Below are 19,357 nucleotides of genomic sequence, written 5' to 3'. Positions count from 1 at the left end.
AGCTCGAACCCATGACCCTGCGCAGCCTGTACCCGCCGCTCGAACCCTATGAGGCCGGCATGCTCGACGTCGGCGACGGCCACAGCATCTATTATGAGCGGAGCGGTACGCCGGGCGCGAAGCCTGCGGTGTTCCTGCATGGCGGCCCCGGTGGCGGGATCGCGCCGGACCATCGGCGGCTGTTCGACCCCGGCCTTTACGATGTGCTGCTGTTCGATCAGCGCGGGTGCGGGCGGTCGACGCCGCACGCCAGCCTCGAGGCGAACACGACATGGCACCTCGTCGCGGATATCGAGCGGCTTCGCGAGCTTGCCGGCGTAGAGCGCTGGTTGGTGTTCGGCGGCTCCTGGGGATCGACCCTTGCGCTGGCTTATGCGGAGACTCACCCGGAGCGGGTCAGCGAGCTTGTGCTGCGCGGCATCTATACCTGCACACAGCCGGAGCTCGACTGGTTCTACCAGTTCGGCGTGTCGGAGATGTTCCCCGATAAATGGGAGCGATTCGTCGCGCCGATTCCCGAGGCTGAGCGCAGCGATATGCTCGCCGCCTATCACCGCCGGCTGACCGGCGACGATCCGGAAGCGCAGGTCGCCGCCGCGCGTATTTGGAGCCTGTATGAAGGCGAGACGGTCACGCTGCTGCCAAATCCCGATCTGTCGGTACAGCATGACGACGGCCATTTCGCGCTCGCCTTCGCGCGGCTCGAAACGCATTATTTCGTCAATGCCTGCTGGCTGGAACCTGGCCAGCTGCTCCGCGATGCCGACCGGCTGCGGTCAATCCCCGGCACGATCGTGCACGGGCGTTACGATATGCCCTGCCCGGCACGCTATGCCTATGCGCTACACAAGGCCTGGCCCGAGGCGGATTTCCACCTGATCGAAGGCGCGGGCCACTCTTATTCGGAGCCAGGGATCCTCGATCGCTTGATTCGGGCTACCGATCATTATGCGGGCAAGGACTGAGCAGGTCGTTTGCGATGGGTTTTCCATCCGTGATGACCTATGCACAAGCGGCGCGGTCGCACTCTCGGCATCAGGCGGAGCAACCATGAACAAATGCTCTCTCGCGATGGCGGCAGGCGCGATGGTCCTCGCGTCGATCTGGGGAGGATCGCTGTCGGCGACGACCCCACCAGACGGCGGAACGATCTCGATCGAGGCCAGGACTGCCGACGGGGATCCCGACCCCTCATTGCCTGCCTTCGTAAATGCCGCGGGGGAAGCGCTTTTTGCCAAGGGCTTTACGATCCTTCAGGACCATGGCCACGCCGCCTATGTCGCTGAGCTGACCCTGAGCCGGGTCGATGTCGGCATCGGCTCGGCGAAGGTCGTTGCCGGGAGCTCATCCGTCGCGCCGAGTGTTTCGGGCAGCGTCGGCGGGGGCATCACTGTCCCTCTTTCGACCGGCAAATCCAGGCTCGTCGCACTTCAGCGCATCAGGCTGGAAATGCGCATTCGCAAGCGAGGCGAGGAAAGCTTCGTCTGGGACGCCGCAGCCGTGACAGTGCGGGCGGCCGGCACGAAGAAGGGGGCGGACGAAAAGGTCGCCTCGGACCTGAGCGAAGCAGTCTTCCGCAGCTATCCTGCCAAGGCCGTGGGCCTTATCGGCGTGCCTTGACGAGTTAAGATTGGCCACCCGGCGGTTGTTGGGGCGGCGAGCCATCAGCCATCCAGTGCCCAGCGAAACCGCCCGGTCAGCGTGTAATCGAACAACGCCATTTGCTCGTGCACGCCGGCGCCAACATTCTCAATTACGCAGCCAGGCCTGCCGCCCGGCCGCCGATCCGAGACGATGCCGGTGTGCGGGATCGTCCCGCCGATAAGGCAGGTATAGATATCGCCCGGCTGCCACCCATTCGGGTCTCGCGGCAGCGGCAGGTGGGCGCCCTGGCGGGAGAAGAAAACGGCCAGGTTCGGCACCCGTCGATGGTCGATATTCGCATCCGGGCGCTTCAGGCCCCAGCGACGCGGATAGGCGGCGAAGGCGTGCTGCATATCGGCATGGACGAGCGCCTGGAGATCGAGGCCGAACGCGTCCCGATACGCGCGGATCAGTACGTCAGTGCAGACGCCCCGGTCGCGCGGCACGTCGCCGCCTGGATAGCGGAGCTGGGTATAGTTTCGATCATAGCCAGTGGTGATGCCGACCTGGCGCCGCGCCGTGGCAACAAGGGTCGCCGCTGTACGCCTAGGCTGGGCGGGAGACGCCGCCGCGCCGGCCGGAACGGCAAGGAGCGCGGCAAGCATGGTGCGACGGGTGAGCTGCATCGTGGAGGCATAGCAGCCGGGCCGGCAGCAGGCGACAAAAAGGCAGCGGCGGCTCCAACCCGGCCCATTGGAACCCGGCTCCGCGTCAACGCCATGCCCTTCCCTGACTGCCGACCCGTTAACCCGCCGCTAGGCTCGATGGGCTATCATCGGCGCCGCAGGAATATATCATCGTTACGGAGCAAGGTGGGGGAATGGAATCGCGGCTTCTTACGAGCCACAGCGGCACGATCGCCGCGCTGGCCCGCCGGAGCGCGCGCGCGATCGCCAATGCCTGGTTCGAGGCGCTGCTCGTCGTCATGCTGATTCTGACCGTCGCGGCGATTGTGTTCGAGGATCGACTTCTCGTGTCGACCACGCGCTTCACGCCCGCGAGCGTTTCATCCTACACCCGCCTTCCGATCGCCGATCACGACATTGGCGGCAATTCGACGGCGCACGAAGACGGGCCGCTCCGCTGGAGTTGCGATCTCCGCCCGGGCAACCCCTATCCCTATTGCGGATACGAACTGTTCTTCGATGGCAACAAGGGCGTGCACGGCCTCGACCTCACCAATCTTCGGTCGCTCGAAGTGGCCTTGCTGTACCGCGGCACGGCAACGTCCTTTCGCGTTCACCTAAAGAATTTCGACCCGCGCTACAGCCGCAGCGCCAATGACGACACGCCCAAATTCCTTCGCGTCGAATTCTCGACTGAGCCTGGCAAGCTTCAGCATGTCGTGTTCAAGGCAGCGGATTTTGGCGTTGCGGACTGGTGGCTGCGCAAGTGGCGGGTGCCGCCGGAACTGAGCCACCCCGAATTCAACAACATCACCTCGATGAATCTGGAGACGGGAACGGAGGCGCGGCCCGGTCATCACGAATTCGAGATTCGCGAGATCGTGTTGCGCAAGACGCTGCTGACTGAGGCGCAATGGCTACAGGCTATCCTCGGAATATGGGTCCTGCTGATCGGCGCCTACCTCGCCCACCGCTTCGCCACCATGCAGCGCGAGGTCGAGCAGCGGCGAGCAATGCACGCGATCGTTCTGCGCCAAGCCGAGGAAGCCGGGGACGCGGCCCGCCATGATCCGCTGACCAGGATCTTCAACCGTCGCGGCATCTTCGAGCGATATGATGAGCTGTCGGCGGGCACCCCGGTGCCGCTCGGCGTCATTCTGATCGATATCGACCGGTTCAAGATGCTGAACGACAGTTTCGGGCACAATTACGGTGATGAGGTTCTTTCCAGCATCGCCGCGCTGATCCGCCGCAATGCGCGCGGCGGCGATACGATCGGTCGATGGGGCGGCGAGGAATTTCTGGTCCTCTGCCCTGGCATCGATGCGGAAGGGACCGTGCTCATCGCCGAGAATATCAGGCGCCGGATCGAGCATTTCCATTTCGGCGACTGCGAGCGAGTGACTGCAAGCTTCGGCGTCCATTGGTGCCCCGCACCGGGCCCACATCTGAACGAGCTGGTTTCGCTGGCTGATGTCGCGCTCTACACGGCCAAGGCGGAAGGCAGGAACCGTACCCTCCGGTTCCGCCCGGGCATGGCAAAAGCTGCCTGATCGCGCGATGCTGCCCGTGAAGGCGACGGGCGCGTCGCTTACATCACCAGGCGGGCGAGGCCTCGTCTGTTAATGCCGGTCGAACCTAGTAGCGCCCCCAGGTGAAGCGCGACGACAGCGCGTAATTCCACACCGCGCCGAGCACGACGCCGGCGAGCGCGGAGACCTCCCATGGGTCGGCGCGATTGTACATGAAGGCTGCGACACCGATATTCGCCAGCGCGCTTGGCGAGCAGACGATGCAGAACGAGACCCAGCCGTCGAGCAATTGACGCGCGCCCTTCAGCCGCGTGTCGCGATAGGTCAGCGCATTGTTGAGGAAGAAGTTGAAGGTCATGGCGGCGATCGTCGCCATGATGGTCGAGGCCGTGAAGCCGATGCCGATCGCCTTGAACAATGCCAGCAGCACCGCGAAATGCACGCCTGCGCCAAGCGCCCCGATCACCGAGAACATCACGAAGCGGACCGGCACGAAATTGCCGAACATCCGGTCATAGATCGCGATCAGATACTCCATCGCCACGACATGATCGAGCTTGCTCTCGCCTTCGGTGCGCACCCGGAAGGTGTACGCCATTTCGATGAAATGGAGCGGCTTCGGGCTGCCGGTCATGATGTCGAGCAGGATCTTGAACCCGATCGCGGCGAGATGTGGTGCAAGATCGCGGACAATCCCGGTGCGGATCATGAAGAAGCCGCTCATCGGATCATTGAGATCAGCCTTCAGGATTCGCCGTGAAAGCCTTGTCGCGAGTGCCGATTTGGCGACGCGGTCATGATCCCAATCGCCGGTGCCGCCGCCATCGACGAAGCGCGAACCAATGACGAGATCGAGCGTCGGATCATTGTGCAGCGCGTCGAGCATCTTGGGCAGGATCGTCTCGTCATGCTGGAGATCGCCGTCGATCACCGCGACGATCGGCGCTGCCGTCGCGCACATGCCCTCGATGCAGGCAGAGGAAAGGCCGCGCCGGCCGATGCGCTGGATGACGCGGACTCGCGGATCAGTCCGGGCGATTGCCCGTGCCGCATCGGCGGTGCCGTCCGGGCTGTTGTCGTCTACGAAGATCGCTTCCCAGGCGCGACCGGCGAGCGCGTGGTCGAGCTTGGCGATAATGATAGGCACGTTGCCGACCTCGTTGAAGGTCGGGATGACCACCGCAAGGTCGAGCAAAGGGCCCGTCACGCCCCCACTCACGCCAGCGCCGCCAGCACCGCGTCGCCCATATCGCGCGTCGAGTGCGTGCCGCCGAGATCAGCGGTGCGCACGCCCTTGCCGATCGCGGCGCTGACCGCCGCCTCGATCCGGTCGGCCGGCTCGGGCATGTCGAGCGAGTGGCGCAGCATCATCGCCACCGACAGGATCATCGCGCAGGGGTTTGCCTTACCCTGGCCCGCGATATCGGGCGCGCTGCCATGGATAGGCTCGTACAGGCCGAGCGTGCTGCGCCAGTCGCTGAGCGAGGCCGAGGCGAGCATACCGATCGAGCCGACGCACATGCTCGCCTGATCGGACAAGATGTCGCCGAACAGATTGCCGGTGACGATCACGTCGAACTGCCCGGGGTTTCGCACGAGCTGCATCGCGGCGTTATCGACATACATGTGCGTCAGGGCGATGTCCGGATATTGCACCGCGGTTTCGATCACCACATCGCGCCACAATTGCGAGGTCTCGAGGACGTTCGCCTTGTCGACCGAGCAGAGCTTGCCGCGCCGCCGCCGCGCCGCCTCGAAGCCGGCGACGGCGATGCGGCGCACCTCGGCCTCGTTATAGCTCATGATGTCATAGCCTTCGCGAAGGCCCGTGGCAGTGGTGCGCATGCCCTTTTCGCCGAAATAGACATCGCCATTGAGCTCGCGGAGGATCAGCAGGTCGATCGCCGAGGCGACTTCCGGGCGAAGCGCGGAGGCGTCCTCGAGACCGGGGAAGAGCTTGGCCGGGCGCAGGTTCGCGAACAGCGACAGCTCCTTGCGCAGGCCGAGGATCGCCTGTTCGGGCCGCAGACTGCGTTCGAGCGCGTCGCACGACGGATCGCCGACCGCACCGAACAGGATGGCATCGGCGCGCTTTGCCAGAGCAAGCGTCTCGGGGGGAAGCGGATGGCCGGTCGCATGATAGGCGGTGCCGCCGACCAGCCCTTCCTCGAAGCTGAAGCCGAGATCGAGAGCATCGAGCACGCGGCGCGCCTCAGCGGTGACTTCTGGGCCGATGCCGTCTCCGGCCAGGATTGCGATCAGTGCCAAGTGAGGATTCCCCGCGTGCGTCAATTCGAATGGATCGCGCCTTGCCTCACTCACGCCGCCTCACGCAACCGCCCTTTTCAGACGATCGACCAGCCGCGCGCGGGCGGCGAGGGTTTCGGCGCGCCGATCAGTGAGGATATCGCTCTCAAGCGCCTCGCCTGTGATGCGCAGGGCGAGGAGGATATCCACCCAGGCGGCCTCGCCGCCGAGCCGCAGTACATCAGGCAGGCGATCGGGCTCGAGACCATAGCCGAGCTCGGCGAGCAGCAGCAGCTCGTAGCGCGCGAGCGCGACTGCCCAGCCACGCGCGGCGGGCGCCGCCTCGATCGCGCCGATGACGCCTTCCAGTGCAGCATGGATGTGCGGATATGGCTGCGCCTCGGGGAGCGCGGTCGCGGCAAGCGCTGTCACCCATTCAAGCGCGGCGGCCGGCAGTGGCTCGGCGAAGAGGGGGGCGCGGCTGCGGATCAGCTCGACGGTGAGGCCGGCGAGCTGATCGTCAGTCCGCGCGCGCCATTCGCCGAGGACGAGGTTCGCGGGCTGCAGGATCGGCCGGATCTGGCGCGAACGCCCACCGCGGACGTAACCCGCCTGCAGCCCATGGTCGGCGGTTAGCGCGCGCACGATCGCGCCATGTTCGCCATGCTGGCGAACCGAGACGATCAGGGCTTCTGCGCGGAGGTGCATGGTGGAACTGTAGCTCTTCTACCCTTGCGATTGAAGCAAACTGCCTATCCCGCTTGGGGGAGACTCAGCGGCGGACCTTCTTCGCCAGCTTTTCCAATCCGAGCTTCCGCGTCGACCGCTTCGCAAGTGCCGCCGCTCCATCGAATGTGCCGAGCGCCATCGTCGTCAGCCGATTGGCGAGGCTGGCACGCAGCAAGAGCATGTCGATGCAGGGGACGCCGTGGGTAGCGAACTGGCGTTTGTGCTGGCCGTCGCCTTCAGTGAAGTCGAAGCGCTTCAGGCCGGTGTCGAACAGATCGCGCATCGCCTCCATCTGCAGCACGCCGCCGGGCGAGAGGTCAGAAAAGGCTGGGTCGTGGCCGACATGCTCATAGCGCGCGACGCCGGCGTAGATCGGGCAATAGAGATAGGCGGCGGGTTCGCCGGCGATGTAGAGCAGCCAGCCGCGCGCCATGCCGACGGCCGCCTTCAGATACATGTCGTCGAGGAAAGTGGCGTCGTCGGGCAGACCGCCACCGAGCAGGCGTTCCTGATAGGTGCGCAGCGAGATCCGGCGCGCTGCGTCGTGGAAGATGGTCATCTCGTCGGGCGTGCGGAAGCTGCGGACATCGAGGTGCCCACCCGACACCGCCGCGACCCTGCGCGCCTTGCGCCTCAGCCCGGTACGCGTGTTCGACGACATCGCCTGGAGCCAGGCATCATGGCTGATGGTGAGATCGACATAATGGCGGGTGTAGCGCTGGCGGACAAAGGCGATCATCCCGCCGCCGGCAAGCGCCATCGCATCGCGGCGATCCTCGGGGAGCGAGGTGATCTGATAGCCGTGCGCGGCGCGGTCCAGCGGCGGGAGTAGCGGCAACTGACCTCCGAGCGCCTCGTCGAGCGACAGCGGCACGCGGACGAGCTGGCGCTGGATCGAGGCCAGCGTGCGTGCCCCGATCTGGAAGCGGAGCGGCAGCGGCACTGCGGTCACGCGGCGCGTTCCTCCACCATGTTCGACCAGAGCTGCTCGGCCTGGCGCCAGCGGGTGCGCAGCGCATTGGGGGCGAGCGGCGCGTCGGACTGGCCGAGCCGTAGCGCCGGGAGATCGGCGAAGTGCAAAGTGGGGAGTGTCGAGGCGCATTCCTGGAGCAGTTCGCACAGTGCCTCGAAGCGGCGGACATGGACTGCGTTGGGCCGCGTGCCGGCACGATTAGCGAGCTCGAAGCCATGGCTGACGATCGTCACCGCGGCGTGGTTCGCATAGACCGCATGTTCGAGCGCTGCCTGCATCTCGCCGGCTGACAGCGCGCAGATCTGGAAGTTGCGCAACGCCCCCGGCCGATCCTCGATCAGCGTAACCGGCACTTCGATCAGCCCCTCGCGCAGCACCGGCGCGATGTGGGTTGCAGGCAGCCCGATCCTGCTGTCCGGCTCGGCGCCATTGTGGCTGCTGTCATAGGCGAAACCCAGCCCGGAAAGGGCGCGGAGCGTGTCGCCGTTCGCGCCGTAGCTGCCGGCGCGGAAGGCGATCGGGCGCGGTGCGCCGGCGGCGATCAGCAGGTCAGTCGCGCCGGCGATCAGGTCGTGCTGCTCCTGGAGCGAATAATCGACCAGCTCGAAGCGGCCATGGCTGCCGCCATGGTCGTCCGCCTTCGCTCCGGTCCAATTGGGATGGAGGTGGAGCTGAACCTCCTGACCGGCATCAAGGATCGTCTCGACGACACGGCGCGTCGGATCGAGGCCGAAGACGAGCGCCGGCATTGGATCGACAAAGAAGCAGGCCTTGAGGTCGTGGCGGCGCAGCATCTCGAGCTGGTAGGAAATTCCAACACCGGCCGGCTCGAACGACCGATCATATATCTCCGTACGATCGAGCCCATCGGCGTGGTGGCGCCACATCAGCTCGGTATCGATGGTGAGGAAAACCGGGGTGGTCATAGCCGGACAGGCCTAACCCTTGTTGGTGAAAATTCTCCCAACATGCCCCCCGGGCCCTCACGTCGCGCCGTCTCCTCTCAAGGCTTGATGCCGTATTTGGCGTAGCTCTGGTCGATCTGCGGCGACATCATGCGTGCCGCGGCGAGATCGCCCTCGGCTGCCTTGGCATCGCCCATCCGTTTGCGGATGACGCCGCGCATATACATGCTGGCCGGCAATTGCGGATTGAGGTCCAGCGCAGCGTTCAGATCGGCCAGCGCGTCATCGAAGCGGTTGAGACGGAAATAGACCATCGCCCGGCTGTCCATCGCGCCTTCGGGTGAATCGCTCAGCTCGATCGACTTGGTACAATCCTTCAGCGCCGTATCGAGCATGACGCCGAGCGTACCCTTCAGCCAGCACCGGCTGTTGAGCAGATTGGCATTGCCGGGCGTCGACGCGATCGCCGCGTCGATGGTGGTGAGCGCGCCGTCCTTGTCGCCGGCCTGGCCGAGGATCTCCGCCTTGGCCGAGAGGAAATCGGGCTTGTCCTTGCCGCCCTCGTCAATCCGCGTGTCGAGCAGGGTGAGCGCCTGATCCTGCTTGCCATTATCGGCATAGAGCGACGCCAGCTGGCGGATCGCGTTGCCGGATGCCGGATCGATCTTCCGCGCGGCGAGGACGTCCGCCATTGCCTTGTCCTTGTCGCCGACATCGGCATAGAGCCGCGCGCGCCACAAAAAGCTGTCGACGCTCGGATCGACCGCGATCGCATGGGTCATATCTTCGATCGCCCGGCCGCGCTCATAGATGCGTTCGTAGAACCAGGCCCGGGTAGTGAACGACTCCGCCTTGTCGGGCTCGGCAGCAATGCGCTGGGCGAACATCGCGAGGATCGGCTCGAAGCGATGCGCCTTCTTGCCTGCCTCGACCACCTGCCAGGGCGCCGGATAGGCGGCCGGCGCGGTCACCCGCAACAGATGCTGCTTCGCCTGATCGATCCGCTGCCGCTCGGCGCCAATATCGGCAACCGCGATTTCAGTGCCGGTCGAGAGCATCCGCGCATCCGTCGTGACCCAGCCATTGGCGAGCGTTGCGGCCTGCTCCAGCTTCGCGCCAGCCAGCGTGTCGGACAGCTTCGTATTGCCCTCTAGCGCGAACCCGCTGCCATTGTCGGGCAGATGCACTTTGGTACGGATCGAAACGAAATGCGCATCGTCGGTTGCCACCGGGATGCTGCGCCAGGCCGGTCGAGTCCGATCTGGCTCGAAATTGATCTGCGCGACGGCGCGATCGATCGTACCGCGGTAGAGCTCGTTTTCCTTCTTCCATTCGGGAAAGCTGAGGCCGGTGACGCTCAGCGACGCGGTGCCGGCGACCTCGTCGAAAGCCAGCGTTCGCGTGACGATGACCGGCGAATCGAGATAGGAGCCGCTCATTTTCAGCGCCATCTCGGTCAGCTCTTCCTTGCTGGCCTGGGCTGCTCCCGCATGAACCAGTTCCGCAAGCGGCCCGCGCATCGTGACGGAGAGCCGGAAGGGCGCCGGGAAATTGATTCCGGCCGTTTCATCAAGTTCGACATCGGCGGCGAGCTCGGGCCGGCCGCTCGGGCGTGTCACGATCGGCATGAGTCCGGCGCCGGCAACCCGCAGCGGCAGCACCTGATGGAAGGGCGGCGTATCGTGAATGTCGGCAAGGCGCGCGCCGCCACTGGTGCCGTCGAGCCACAGCGATTCGCCGCCGATCGTCGCGCGGACGAGGACGTGATCGAAGGCGCCCGGGCTGGGGAGGCGGTCCTGAAGCAGATCGCCGAGCTGGCTGCTCGCGAGCACCGGCTCGGCGTCGATCCCCATTGCGTGCAGGATGGAGAGCAGTAGCAAGGTCTTGGCCTTGCAGTCGCCATAGCGCAGCGTCCAGGTCTCGGTCGGAGTCTGCGGAACGTAATTGCCCGTATCCATCCCCTTGAACAGGTAGCGGACCTTGTCCTGTACGAGCTGCAGCGCGAGCGCGGCGCGCTTCATCGGATCGGTTTCGGCAGCTGTGATCTTCGCGACCTCGGCCGCCAGCGGACTGCCCGGCGCGATCAGCCCATCCGTGGCGAAGAGCGGGGCCATGATCTTCGAGATGCCGTTCCAGCTATCGAAACTGGTCGCCTCGATCAGCGGCTGCCGCTTGAAGCGTGCCGGCGCGTCGGCGGGCATCTCAGGCTGCTTCGCGAGCGGCAGGGTCAGGGTCAGCTCGCGATAGCCGCCCGCGGTGACGATCTGGGGCTGGGCATCGGCGGGATTGACGCGCCAGTGGATGTCGCTGCTCTCCGGCCAGATCAGCCGGGTCCGCGCGAACTGGACACGGAGCGGCGCTGCGCTGAGCCCAGCAAAGGTCTGCACATTGCCCTTGAGCGTCGGATCCTTCTGCGTGACCGAGAAGCTGAGCCGCAGCAGATCACCCACGCGCAGGCCCTCGACGGCGAGAGTCGCGGTGAGCAGGCCGTTGAGCTGACGCTGCTCGAGCTGCTCCTCGCGGCGCAGGACGGTGAAACGCTGCCCTGCCGCGATCAGATCGATATGTTCGGCGCCGCGGATGATCTCGGCGCGGTGGATGGTGAGATCGCCCTTGTCGGGCTGCCAGGGCAGCTTGATCGTCCCAGCGCTATCGAGGATCTGGGTGGTGGCGATGCGAACGACGCTCTCGCCATAGCTGGTAACCTCGCCGTCCTTAAGCCGCTGCTGGTTGTCGACCACGAGCAGGACAGGCGCGTCGTCCTTGATCGTCAACGGATCGACCGCGGGGGCCGGCTTCACCCAATCGGGCACCGGGGCGTAGATCGGCTTGTCGCCGGCATGGGCAGCACCGCCGGCCACAAGCAGCGTCGTAAACAAAATCGGCCGAAACATGCTCTTATCCCCCTGATACGCACCCAAGTCTAGCGTAGCCCCGCGCCGCGGCAAGCCAGCCGCTGAAGGATTTTTGGTTCACAAACCGTGACACTCACCAGCCTAGCGTCCGTGGTAGAAATCATAGACCTGCTGGGCGACCGCGGCCGACACGCCGGGCGCTTTCTGCAGGTCCTCGAGGCTGGCATTTCGGACGGCGCGGCCAGTGCCGAAATGCATCAGCAGCGCCTTTTTGCGCGCGGGGCCAATGCCCGGAACCTCGTCGAGCGGTGAGGCGCCGATCGCCTTGGCGCGCTTCGCCCGGTGCGCGCCGATCGCGAAGCGGTGGACCTCGTCGCGTAGCCGCTGGAGGTAGAACAATACCGGCGCGTTGACCGGGAGCGTCAGCTCGCGCCCGTCCATGAGGTGGAAGACCTCACGCCCCTCCCGGCCATGGTCGGGCCCCTTGGCGACGCCGACGAGGCAGACATCCTCGATCCCCATGTCCTCGAGCACGGCCTTGGCCGCGTTCAGCTGGCCGCGACCGCCGTCGATCAGCACCAGATCGGGCCAGTCGCCGGCATCTCGGTCCGGGTCCTCGGCGAGGGCACGGGCGAAGCGGCGGCTGAACACTTCGCGCATCATCGCGAAATCGTCGCCGGGGACGGTGTCGGCATTCTTGATGTTGAACTTGCGATACTGGCCCTTGCGGAAGCCCTCGGGCCCCGCGACCACCATTGCGCCGAGCGCATTGGTGCCCTGGATATGGCTGTTGTCGTAGACCTCGATCCGATCGGGCGGCTCCGGCAACTCGAACAGATCGGCGACCTCGCGCAGCAGCTTGGCTTGAGTGGTGCTCTCGGCGAGCCGGCGGTCGAGCGCTTCCTCGGCGTTACGCTTCGCCTGATCGAGCAGGCGGCGGCGGGTGCCGCGCTGCGGGACCGAGAGCGAGACCTTGAAGCCGACGGCATTGCCGAGCGCCTCACCGAGCAGCGCCGCCTCTTCGAGTTCGCGGTCGACGAAGATCGTGCGGGGCGGCGGCACCTCCTCGTAGAACTGGACGAGGAAGCTCGACAGCACTTCGCCCTCGGGCACGTCATTGGTGTGCGCCGGGAAGAAGCTGCGATGGCCCCAATTCTGGCCGCCGCGGATGAAGAAGGCCTGGATACCCATCACGCCATTCTTGTTGGCGAGCGCGAAGATGTCGGCATCCCCCACCCCTTCGGCGTTGATCGCCTGGCTGCCCTGGATGAAGGTGAGCGCCTTCAGCCGGTCGCGGATGATCGCGGCGAGTTCGAAGTCCATCGCCTCGGCCGCCGCCTGCATCTGGCCGCCGAGCTTGGTCTGCACCTCTGTCGATTTGCCGGCGAGGAACGCCTTCGCATCGGCGATCAGCTCGGCATAGTCGGGCTGGGAGATGCGGCCCACACAGGGCGCCGAGCAGCGCTTGATCTGATAGAGCAGGCACGGCCGGTCGCGGGTCTTGAAGAAGCCGTCAGTGCAGCTCCTGAGCAGGAACAGCTTCTGCAGCGCGTTGAGAGTGTTGTTGACCGAGCCCGCGCTGGCGAAGGGGCCGTAATAATTACCCTTGGCGCGCCGCGCGCCGCGATGCTTCTGGATGCGGGGAAAGTCGTGATCGGCGCGGAGCAGGATGAAGGGGAAGCTTTTGTCGTCGCGGAGCAGGACGTTATAGGCGGGGCGGTAGCGCTTGATCAGCTGCGCCTCGAGCAGCAGCGCCTCAGCCTCGTTATTGGTCGTCACGATCGTCATCGAGCGGGTCTGCGCGACCATGCGCTGGAGCCGCTTGGGCAGGCGGTCGACCTGGGTGTAGTTGTTGACCCGGCTCTTCAGCGCGCGGGCCTTGCCGACATAGAGCACGTCGCCGCGCGCATCCTGCATGCGATAGACGCCGGGGCGCGCCGGCAAGGTCTTCAGCACATTGCGGATCGCCGCCACGCCCGCTTCGAGATCGGGCGCGTCAGTGCCGCGGACGGTGAAGGTGGCCTTTTCCTCGTTGAAGCGGTCAGGGGTGTTCGGGGACGACATGGTTTCTTCAGTTAGGACTCCGGCGCGCGCGCAACAACGGCTATGTGTCGCACAAACAGGAGAGCGTCATGGAAATCAGGGGCAAGACCGCACTCGTGACCGGAGGCACCGACGGCATCGGTATCGAGATTGCGCGGCATCTCAAGGCGGGTGGCGCGACCGTGATCGTGGCCGGGCGCAACCCCGCGCGGCTGGAGGCGGCCAAGAGCGAGGGGTTCGAGCCGATTGCCGCCGATCTTTCGGACGTTGCGGGATGCGACGCGCTGGTCGCCGCCCTGGCGGGACGGCCGATCGATATCCTGGTCAACAATGCCGGCATGGGTGCCGAGTATGACGTGAATGCTCCGATCGATCTTGGCGAGGTGGATCGCTGCATCTTCCTCAACCTCAACGCGCCGATCCGGCTGATCACCGGGCTGCTCGACATGCTGCGTGCGCGGCCCGAGGCGATGATCGTCAATGTGACGTCCGGGCTGGCGATCGCGCCCAATGCCGGCAGTCCGGTCTATTGCGGGACCAAGGCCGGGCTCAGGAGCTTTACCATGGCGTTGCGGGCGCAACTCTCGGGCACGAAAGTCCATGTGCTGGAGGCGCTGCCGCCGGTGGTGGAAACGCAGATGACGGCGGGCAACAATCACAAGAAAATGCCTGCGCCTGAGTGCGGGCGGCAAATTGTCGCGGCCATTGCGGGCAACCGGAACCAGGCCAATGTCGGCATGACTGCCCTGCTCAACGCCGTTCACAACATATCGCCCCCGATCGCGCGGCAAGTGATGTTGCGTTACTGATATTTGGGCGCGGTTTGAATCAAGGCGGAGCGGGTGCCTTACTTCCCCTCTCCTTTCAGGAGAGGGGCAAGCTGCGCAGCAGCGCGGGGTGAGGTTGAGGGCGAGACGCTCACGTCAGTCACCCTCACCCTTCCCACCGCTTCGCGGCGGGCCCCTTCCCTCTCCCGATGGGAGAGGGAGAAGTAGCGCGGCTTTACTTGATTGCGGCGAGATCGACCTTCGCCTTGGCGAGCGCCTCTTCCGTGATCGCGCCCTGCGACATCGGCTGCACGGCCGCCAGCGACATGCCCTTGAACTCTTCATAAGCGGGATGAGTCAGCATGCCGGGGAAGTCGGCGTCGAGCACTGCCTTGCCGGCGGGATCGGCCGCGATCGCCTCGATCGGCGTGTCGAGCGTGAACTTCGCGGCGGTGGCGGCAGCGTCCGGAGTGGCGGCAGGTGCCGGTGCCGGTGCCGGCGCAGGTGCGGGAGCCGTCTGGGCGAAGGCAGGAGCTGCCGACAGGGCGAGGGCGATGGAGAAAGCGACGAACTTCATGGAAGGCCTCTTCGATGGTGCGAACGACGCGAATCGCCGGTGCACGCGACGCTTAACGCGAAATCGAAGGGCTTGAAATGGGCGGCGCCGTATTGGTGCAATAAAACACCATGACCGACCGGAAACGCCGAGGCCTCCGCCTCAGTTGAGGCGGCCGAGCCCCGCGATGGTCCGGTCGATCAGAGGCTTGTCGGCCGTAGCGTCATGCTTGTCGGCGATGATCGTCGCGGCGGCGCGGGCGGCGGCGTCAGCGGCCTTGGCGCGGACTTCAGCGATCGCCGTGCGCTCTGCGGCAGCGATCTTGTCTTCGGCCATTTTCTGACGGCGCGAGACGAGCTCGGCGCTGTCGCTCTCGGCCTTGGCGAGCATCTGCTTCGCTTCGGCCTCGGCATGGGCGACGATCGCGGCGGCGTCGCCGGCGCTGGCCGCGTTGCGGGCCTTGGCCTGAGCAAGCAGCGCCTCGGCTTCAGCGCGGAGGCGCGAGGCTTCGTCGAGCTGAATGCGGATCGACGCGATTTTGGCGTCGAGCATCCCGGCGATCATCGCCGGGACCTTCTTCCACAGGATGATGCCGATCACCGCCAGCATCGACAATGCGACGAAGCCCGGCGCGGCGATGCCGAACGCCGACGGCTCATGGTGGAGCTCTGTCGTGCCGGTCGCCGCCGTCAGTGATTGCGGTTGCGCGTCAGCCATGCGCCAGTTCCACCTTAACTTGCTTCTCGATGCCGGCACGATCCACCGCCACGCCCGAAAGCCTGGCGACGATTTCCTGCACGGCATCCACGGTCGCTGTCTCGATCTCGGCCAGCGCCTTTTGCTTCGAATCGCCAATCCGGACGGTGGCGGCAGCGAGCTGTTCGGCCATTGCCGCGTCGCCCGCCTTCACCTTCGCCTCGGCATTGACCGTCGCCTTGGCCTTGGCCTCGCCGACCGCGCGCAAAGCCTCGGACCGGGCTGAGTCCAGCCCGGTCTGATATTCGCGCTCGGACTGCTCGGCGCTGGCCCGCGCCGCCTCCGCCGCGGCGAGGTCTCCGCTGATGCGGGCGTTACGATCATCGATCGTCCGCTCGATCTTCGGGACCATCGCCTTGCCGATCCCGAAATAGATGAGCGCGAACACGATCGCGAGCCAGAACAGCTGCGACGCGTAGATTTCACCGATTTGGGATAGCTGTGGCATCGGAGACTCAGTGTGCCTTGACGACGAAGAGGATGAGGATCGCGACGACGAAAGCGATCAGGCCGAGAAGCTCGGAAGCCGCGAAGCCGATGAACAGGCGGCCCTGCTGGCCGTCTGCAGCGCCGGGATTGCGCAGCGCGCCTTCGAGGAACGAGCCGAACACGTTGCCCACGCCGAGCGCGGCCAGGCCGACGCCGATCGCCGCGAGGCCCGCACCGATATACATTGCACCAAGATCAGTCATGATAAGCTCCCTAGTAATCCAATTAGCGGTAATTCGAGTGACTTAGTGCAGGTGCACCGCGTCGTTGAGGTAAAGCGAGGTCAGCAGCGCGAAGACATAGGCCTGGATCGCGCACACCAGCAACTCAAGCGCGCTGACGCCGACGATCATCACGAAGCTGAGCAGGCTGACGAGCCAGCCGAGCGGACCGCCGGCATTGAGGCCCTGGACGACGAAGCTGCCGAACACCTCAAGCAGGATGTGCCCGGCGGTCATCGCGACGAACAGTCGGAGACCAAGGCTGAACGGGCGGACCATGAAGGACACGAACTCGACCGGGATGATGACGGGCATCAGCCAACCGGGCGCACCGTGCGGCACGAACAGCGAGAAGAAGTGGAGGCCGTGGCGCCAGAAGCCGACCGCGAGCACGATGCCGAACGACAGGAAGGCGAGCACGGCAGTGACGGTGATGTGGCTGGTCACCGCGAAGGTGTGGAGATGCGGCACGATCGCGATCGGCATCACGCCGACCAGGTTGGCGAACAGGATGAACATGAAGATCGAGAAGATATAGGGCGCGAACTTCTTGCCCTCCGGGCCGATATTCACGCGCATCATATCGTCGATAAAGCCGACCGCCGATTCAGCCGCGATCTGCCAGCGGCCGGGGATCAGCTGGCGCTTCAGCCCGCCTGCCATGAACAAGGCGAGCAGGACGAACACGACAACCATGAACAGCGCCGAGTTGGTGAACGACACGTCATAGCCGCCCAGCACGATATGATGGCCGAACACGGGCTCGACCTGGAATTGCTCCATCGGGTTGATATCACCAGCCACTGGTCGTGCTACCCTTGTTCAGCGTTGTTGGAAGCGACGCTCATTCCGCGCGCTCCTTCGAAATCTTGTAGATGTCCCGCCCAGCGCCAAGGATGGCGAGGACGAGGAGGATCAGCAGCAGCCAATGGCCGGTACCGAGCCAGTGATCGAGTAACGCACCGATCAATGCACCGCCGAGCGGCATGCCGATGAGATCGGCGAGTACCCGAGACCCCTGGCCATAGCCCTTGGCGGGCTTTGGTGCGCTGCCACCGGTCCGCGCCTCTTCGACCGCACGTGCCCTGGCAATGCGGCCTTCAAGGTCATCGTTCTGGCGGTCGTCGGCCAACGCGAAAGCATCCTGATAAGAAAACGCCGCCGGGCTTGCGCACGGCGACGAGGAACATGGGGCCACGCCCCCGTTGCGGCGCCCGTTTAGAAAAGGGGGGTGGCTGAGTCAACCTGCTGAACTGACAGTGCCCGAGCAAGGGTGCGGACGTGGCCGGAGGGATGCGGAAAGCGGGCTCTGGCGAGGTGAGATTCGGCACCGGCGAGCCTGGTGACTAGCCATATTTGGCGCGGGCCCGTGCCTTGTCGGGAACATAGAAGGGTGCCGGGACTTTCGCCTTTGGCCGGAATGGGATCACCGGCGGCTGGTGATCGGCGACGCGGGCGAGCGCTCTCTCAATCATCTCCTTGGCGGTCGGATCGCTCCGCTCCTCCTCGCGGATACGCCATTTGCGTGGCTGGCGGACGCGCAGCCACTGCAGCGCCGCGTTGGGATCGGGTGCGAGCTGGTGCTTGTAGGTGGCATAGACCGGATCGGGGTCGCCGGCATGCTTGAAGACCTTGGTGCGCTCGACGCTGCAGCCCACGGCGCGGGCGTAAAGCGAGCGTTCCACGCGGGCATCGGCGTGCTCCTTGCCGCAGACGACCGCCTTGGCGAACTCTTCATGGGCATTGCGCCAGCGATAGATGGTGCGGACGCACACCTCGAAATGCTCGGCGAGCTCTTCATCGGTGGCGCCCAGGCGGCAGAGTTCAGCTGCCTGCTCAGCATATTCGGGTTGGTAGATCATGGCAGCGGAATAGCGCGGGTGTGGCAGGGTTTGAATCAACCTGGCTGGGGCGCGGTCGATCGCGGAGAGCGTGTTGGGAATGTCAGGAGGGTTCTGACTTTTCCATCGAATGAGCAAAAGAATATAAAGCATATATATCAAATACTTAATACAATGATACGCAATCGGCAGCGGTCCAGTCGCGATTATGTGGGCTTCGATCCTGACCCGCCAGGGCTACCAGATTCACTCATATTTGCGGTCACCCTTCTTCCCCTCTCCTTTTAGGAGAGGGGCAAGCTGCGCAGCAGCGCGGGGTGAGGTTGAGTGGGAGACGCTCATGCTGGTCACCCTCACCCTTCCCGTCACTTCGTGACGGGCCCCTTCCCTCTCCCGCTGGGAGAGGGAGAAGCCGAGCTCCGCCCCAGATGTGTGAACGTGGTAGCCCTGGCGGGGGAGGATTTGGGAATAGCCGACGACGTCAAATCGCTGGAATGCAGCGCGCGTTTGCAATCGACATCGCCACGAAAAAGTTTGGCATCAGAACTGCGTCGATGGAGGAAGTGAACATAGTTTCGCGGCGGGCGTGAAATGGAGCAGGCTCAGCTTGCCGGCACGCCACCGATAATAGCTCGCCCCCGCCCGTTTCGGATTTTCGTTGGGGAGGCCGATCACGACCAGAAGGCGACTGTTCCGACGATAATTCAGGGTGGCCACTTCCATAGCGCCGGTGTCGACAAGCAGCGCTGCGGCACTCCGGAGCTCTGGCGGCAGGTAGATTTTCCCGGTCTGGGCATCGGCGATCGCGACGCATATCGTGGCCGCGCCGCAGCCAATCCGAATGATCGTGTATTGACCAGCGAAGTCGGGGCCGCTCCTGGCGGCTTCCCGGATGACCGTACGATAGAGATGGGCCCGACCGGTCCGGACATCCGCCGCGACCGGCCTCATTTTATGAGCCGCAACCGCGTAGTCGCCAAATACCTTGTCAGACAGCAACGAGGGGAATGGAGCCGGACAGTGGAGTGGGGACGATTGCGACTGCGCCTCGGAAGCAAGCGCAATCGCGAAAAGCGCCAAAACCACCGACAAACGCAATGTCGCCTCCTATCTGCGCCGAAAACTATGATGCGAGGGGATGGCCAGCAGAGCAAGCGCCACTTTGGATCCGGT

Annotated in this window: 20 protein-coding genes; 4 read left to right on the top strand and 16 right to left on the bottom strand. The window is 64.9% G+C overall.

All coding sequences use genetic code 11. The annotated features are described in order from the left end of the window. Window positions 1–11: 11 nt before the first annotated feature. Entirely contained in the window at window positions 12–965 is a 954-nt protein-coding gene (gene pip, locus AC1DVS_RS10160) for a prolyl aminopeptidase (RefSeq protein ID WP_478022602.1), read from the top strand. A gap of 85 nt (window positions 966–1,050) precedes the next feature. Then, on the top strand, window positions 1,051–1,620 hold the full coding sequence (locus AC1DVS_RS10155; protein WP_478022600.1) for a hypothetical protein: 570 nt from the start codon (window positions 1,051–1,053) through the stop codon (window positions 1,618–1,620). Window positions 1,621–1,664: 44 nt separating this feature from the next. Here AC1DVS_RS10155 and AC1DVS_RS10150 read toward each other — a convergent pair whose 3' ends face one another. After that, entirely contained in the window at window positions 1,665–2,270 is a 606-nt protein-coding gene (locus AC1DVS_RS10150) for a DUF1287 domain-containing protein (protein ID WP_478022599.1), read from the bottom strand. 194 nt (window positions 2,271–2,464) lie between these two features. Here AC1DVS_RS10150 and AC1DVS_RS10145 point away from each other — a divergent pair, with 194 nt between their 5' ends. Continuing rightward, entirely contained in the window at window positions 2,465–3,823 is a 1,359-nt protein-coding gene (locus AC1DVS_RS10145; protein WP_478022597.1) for a GGDEF domain-containing protein, read from the top strand. Between the two features lie 85 nt (window positions 3,824–3,908). On the opposite strand, the gene AC1DVS_RS10140 is transcribed toward AC1DVS_RS10145, so the two are convergent. The 7 genes from AC1DVS_RS10140 to uvrC form a co-directional block, all read right to left on the bottom strand. Then, window positions 3,909–5,009: a glycosyltransferase family 2 protein gene (locus AC1DVS_RS10140; RefSeq protein WP_478022595.1), complete on the bottom strand. Its 1,101-nt coding sequence runs from the start codon at window positions 5,007–5,009 to the stop codon at window positions 3,909–3,911. Between the two features lie 8 nt (window positions 5,010–5,017). Further along, entirely contained in the window at window positions 5,018–6,070 is a 1,053-nt protein-coding gene (leuB, locus tag AC1DVS_RS10135; RefSeq protein ID WP_478022593.1) for a 3-isopropylmalate dehydrogenase, read from the bottom strand. Between the two features lie 60 nt (window positions 6,071–6,130). Next, the gene (gene recO / locus AC1DVS_RS10130) at window positions 6,131–6,757 is read right to left on the bottom strand and encodes a DNA repair protein RecO (RefSeq protein WP_478022591.1); all 627 of its coding nucleotides are present in this window, start codon (window positions 6,755–6,757) and stop codon (window positions 6,131–6,133) included. A gap of 64 nt (window positions 6,758–6,821) precedes the next feature. Next, entirely contained in the window at window positions 6,822–7,730 is a 909-nt protein-coding gene (locus tag AC1DVS_RS10125; protein WP_478022589.1) for a GNAT family N-acetyltransferase, read from the bottom strand. Beyond that, the gene (locus tag AC1DVS_RS10120; protein WP_478022587.1) at window positions 7,727–8,677 is read right to left on the bottom strand and encodes a polysaccharide deacetylase family protein; all 951 of its coding nucleotides are present in this window, start codon (window positions 8,675–8,677) and stop codon (window positions 7,727–7,729) included. Before AC1DVS_RS10120 ends, AC1DVS_RS10125 begins: the two co-directional genes overlap by 4 nt. A 77-nt stretch (window positions 8,678–8,754) precedes the next feature. Next, entirely contained in the window at window positions 8,755–11,550 is a 2,796-nt protein-coding gene (locus tag AC1DVS_RS10115) for a DUF3857 domain-containing protein (RefSeq protein ID WP_478022585.1), read from the bottom strand. A 102-nt stretch (window positions 11,551–11,652) separates the two neighbouring features. Next, window positions 11,653–13,575 (bottom strand): excinuclease ABC subunit UvrC, encoded by a 1,923-nt coding sequence (uvrC, locus tag AC1DVS_RS10110; RefSeq protein ID WP_478022583.1) that lies wholly within the window; start codon window positions 13,573–13,575, stop codon window positions 11,653–11,655. 68 nt (window positions 13,576–13,643) lie between these two features. On the opposite strand from uvrC, the gene AC1DVS_RS10105 reads away from it, so the two are divergent. Next, complete coding sequence (locus AC1DVS_RS10105; protein WP_478022581.1) at window positions 13,644–14,363, top strand: SDR family oxidoreductase; 720 nt, start codon at window positions 13,644–13,646, stop codon at window positions 14,361–14,363. Between the two features lie 193 nt (window positions 14,364–14,556). On the opposite strand, the gene AC1DVS_RS10100 is transcribed toward AC1DVS_RS10105, so the two are convergent. From AC1DVS_RS10100 to AC1DVS_RS10065, 8 genes are all read right to left on the bottom strand, one after another. Continuing rightward, window positions 14,557–14,898: a hypothetical protein gene (locus AC1DVS_RS10100; protein WP_478022579.1), complete on the bottom strand. Its 342-nt coding sequence runs from the start codon at window positions 14,896–14,898 to the stop codon at window positions 14,557–14,559. 141 nt (window positions 14,899–15,039) lie between these two features. Then, window positions 15,040–15,594: a F0F1 ATP synthase subunit B family protein gene (locus tag AC1DVS_RS10095; protein ID WP_478022577.1), complete on the bottom strand. Its 555-nt coding sequence runs from the start codon at window positions 15,592–15,594 to the stop codon at window positions 15,040–15,042. Next, entirely contained in the window at window positions 15,587–16,081 is a 495-nt protein-coding gene (locus tag AC1DVS_RS10090; RefSeq protein WP_478022576.1) for a F0F1 ATP synthase subunit B family protein, read from the bottom strand. The genes AC1DVS_RS10095 and AC1DVS_RS10090 overlap by 8 nt, the downstream gene beginning before the upstream one ends. A 7-nt stretch (window positions 16,082–16,088) precedes the next feature. Further along, on the bottom strand, window positions 16,089–16,307 hold the full coding sequence (locus tag AC1DVS_RS10085; RefSeq protein ID WP_478023018.1) for a F0F1 ATP synthase subunit C: 219 nt from the start codon (window positions 16,305–16,307) through the stop codon (window positions 16,089–16,091). Window positions 16,308–16,367: 60 nt separating this feature from the next. Next, window positions 16,368–17,126: a F0F1 ATP synthase subunit A gene (locus tag AC1DVS_RS10080; RefSeq protein ID WP_478023016.1), complete on the bottom strand. Its 759-nt coding sequence runs from the start codon at window positions 17,124–17,126 to the stop codon at window positions 16,368–16,370. 61 nt (window positions 17,127–17,187) lie between these two features. Continuing rightward, window positions 17,188–17,475, bottom strand: coding sequence for an AtpZ/AtpI family protein (locus tag AC1DVS_RS10075; RefSeq protein WP_478022574.1), 288 nt, complete (start codon window positions 17,473–17,475; stop codon window positions 17,188–17,190). A 214-nt stretch (window positions 17,476–17,689) separates the two neighbouring features. After that, window positions 17,690–18,205 (bottom strand): helix-turn-helix domain-containing protein, encoded by a 516-nt coding sequence (locus AC1DVS_RS10070; RefSeq protein WP_478022572.1) that lies wholly within the window; start codon window positions 18,203–18,205, stop codon window positions 17,690–17,692. Window positions 18,206–18,724: 519 nt separating this feature from the next. After that, entirely contained in the window at window positions 18,725–19,135 is a 411-nt protein-coding gene (locus AC1DVS_RS10065; protein ID WP_478022570.1) for a hypothetical protein, read from the bottom strand. Window positions 19,136–19,357 lie beyond the last annotated feature (222 nt).

The organism is Sphingomonas sp. P3_C5 (assembly GCF_056402635.1).
Note: the sequence above shows the minus strand (reverse complement) of the source record. Positions and strands in the feature narration are given on the sequence as shown.

Coding starts and splice junctions, on each gene's coding strand:
- AC1DVS_RS10115 (WP_478022585.1), bottom strand. CDS start 11,550: ATGTTTCGGCCGATTTTGTTTACGACGCTGCTTGTGGCCGGCGGTGCT.
- AC1DVS_RS10095 (WP_478022577.1), bottom strand. CDS start 15,594: ATGGCTGACGCGCAACCGCAATCACTGACGGCGGCGACCGGCACGACA.
- AC1DVS_RS10070 (WP_478022572.1), bottom strand. CDS start 18,205: ATGATCTACCAACCCGAATATGCTGAGCAGGCAGCTGAACTCTGCCGC.
- AC1DVS_RS10120 (WP_478022587.1), bottom strand. CDS start 8,677: ATGACCACCCCGGTTTTCCTCACCATCGATACCGAGCTGATGTGGCGC.
- AC1DVS_RS10105 (WP_478022581.1), top strand. CDS start 13,644: ATGGAAATCAGGGGCAAGACCGCACTCGTGACCGGAGGCACCGACGGC.
- AC1DVS_RS10065 (WP_478022570.1), bottom strand. CDS start 19,135: ATGAGGCCGGTCGCGGCGGATGTCCGGACCGGTCGGGCCCATCTCTAT.
- recO (WP_478022591.1), bottom strand. CDS start 6,757: ATGCACCTCCGCGCAGAAGCCCTGATCGTCTCGGTTCGCCAGCATGGC.
- AC1DVS_RS10100 (WP_478022579.1), bottom strand. CDS start 14,898: ATGAAGTTCGTCGCTTTCTCCATCGCCCTCGCCCTGTCGGCAGCTCCT.
- uvrC (WP_478022583.1), bottom strand. CDS start 13,575: ATGTCGTCCCCGAACACCCCTGACCGCTTCAACGAGGAAAAGGCCACC.
- pip (WP_478022602.1), top strand. CDS start 12: ATGACCCTGCGCAGCCTGTACCCGCCGCTCGAACCCTATGAGGCCGGC.
- AC1DVS_RS10080 (WP_478023016.1), bottom strand. CDS start 17,126: ATGGAGCAATTCCAGGTCGAGCCCGTGTTCGGCCATCATATCGTGCTG.
- AC1DVS_RS10085 (WP_478023018.1), bottom strand. CDS start 16,307: ATGTATATCGGTGCGGGCCTCGCGGCGATCGGCGTCGGCCTGGCCGCG.
- AC1DVS_RS10155 (WP_478022600.1), top strand. CDS start 1,051: ATGAACAAATGCTCTCTCGCGATGGCGGCAGGCGCGATGGTCCTCGCG.
- AC1DVS_RS10145 (WP_478022597.1), top strand. CDS start 2,465: ATGGAATCGCGGCTTCTTACGAGCCACAGCGGCACGATCGCCGCGCTG.
- AC1DVS_RS10150 (WP_478022599.1), bottom strand. CDS start 2,270: ATGCAGCTCACCCGTCGCACCATGCTTGCCGCGCTCCTTGCCGTTCCG.
- AC1DVS_RS10090 (WP_478022576.1), bottom strand. CDS start 16,081: ATGCCACAGCTATCCCAAATCGGTGAAATCTACGCGTCGCAGCTGTTC.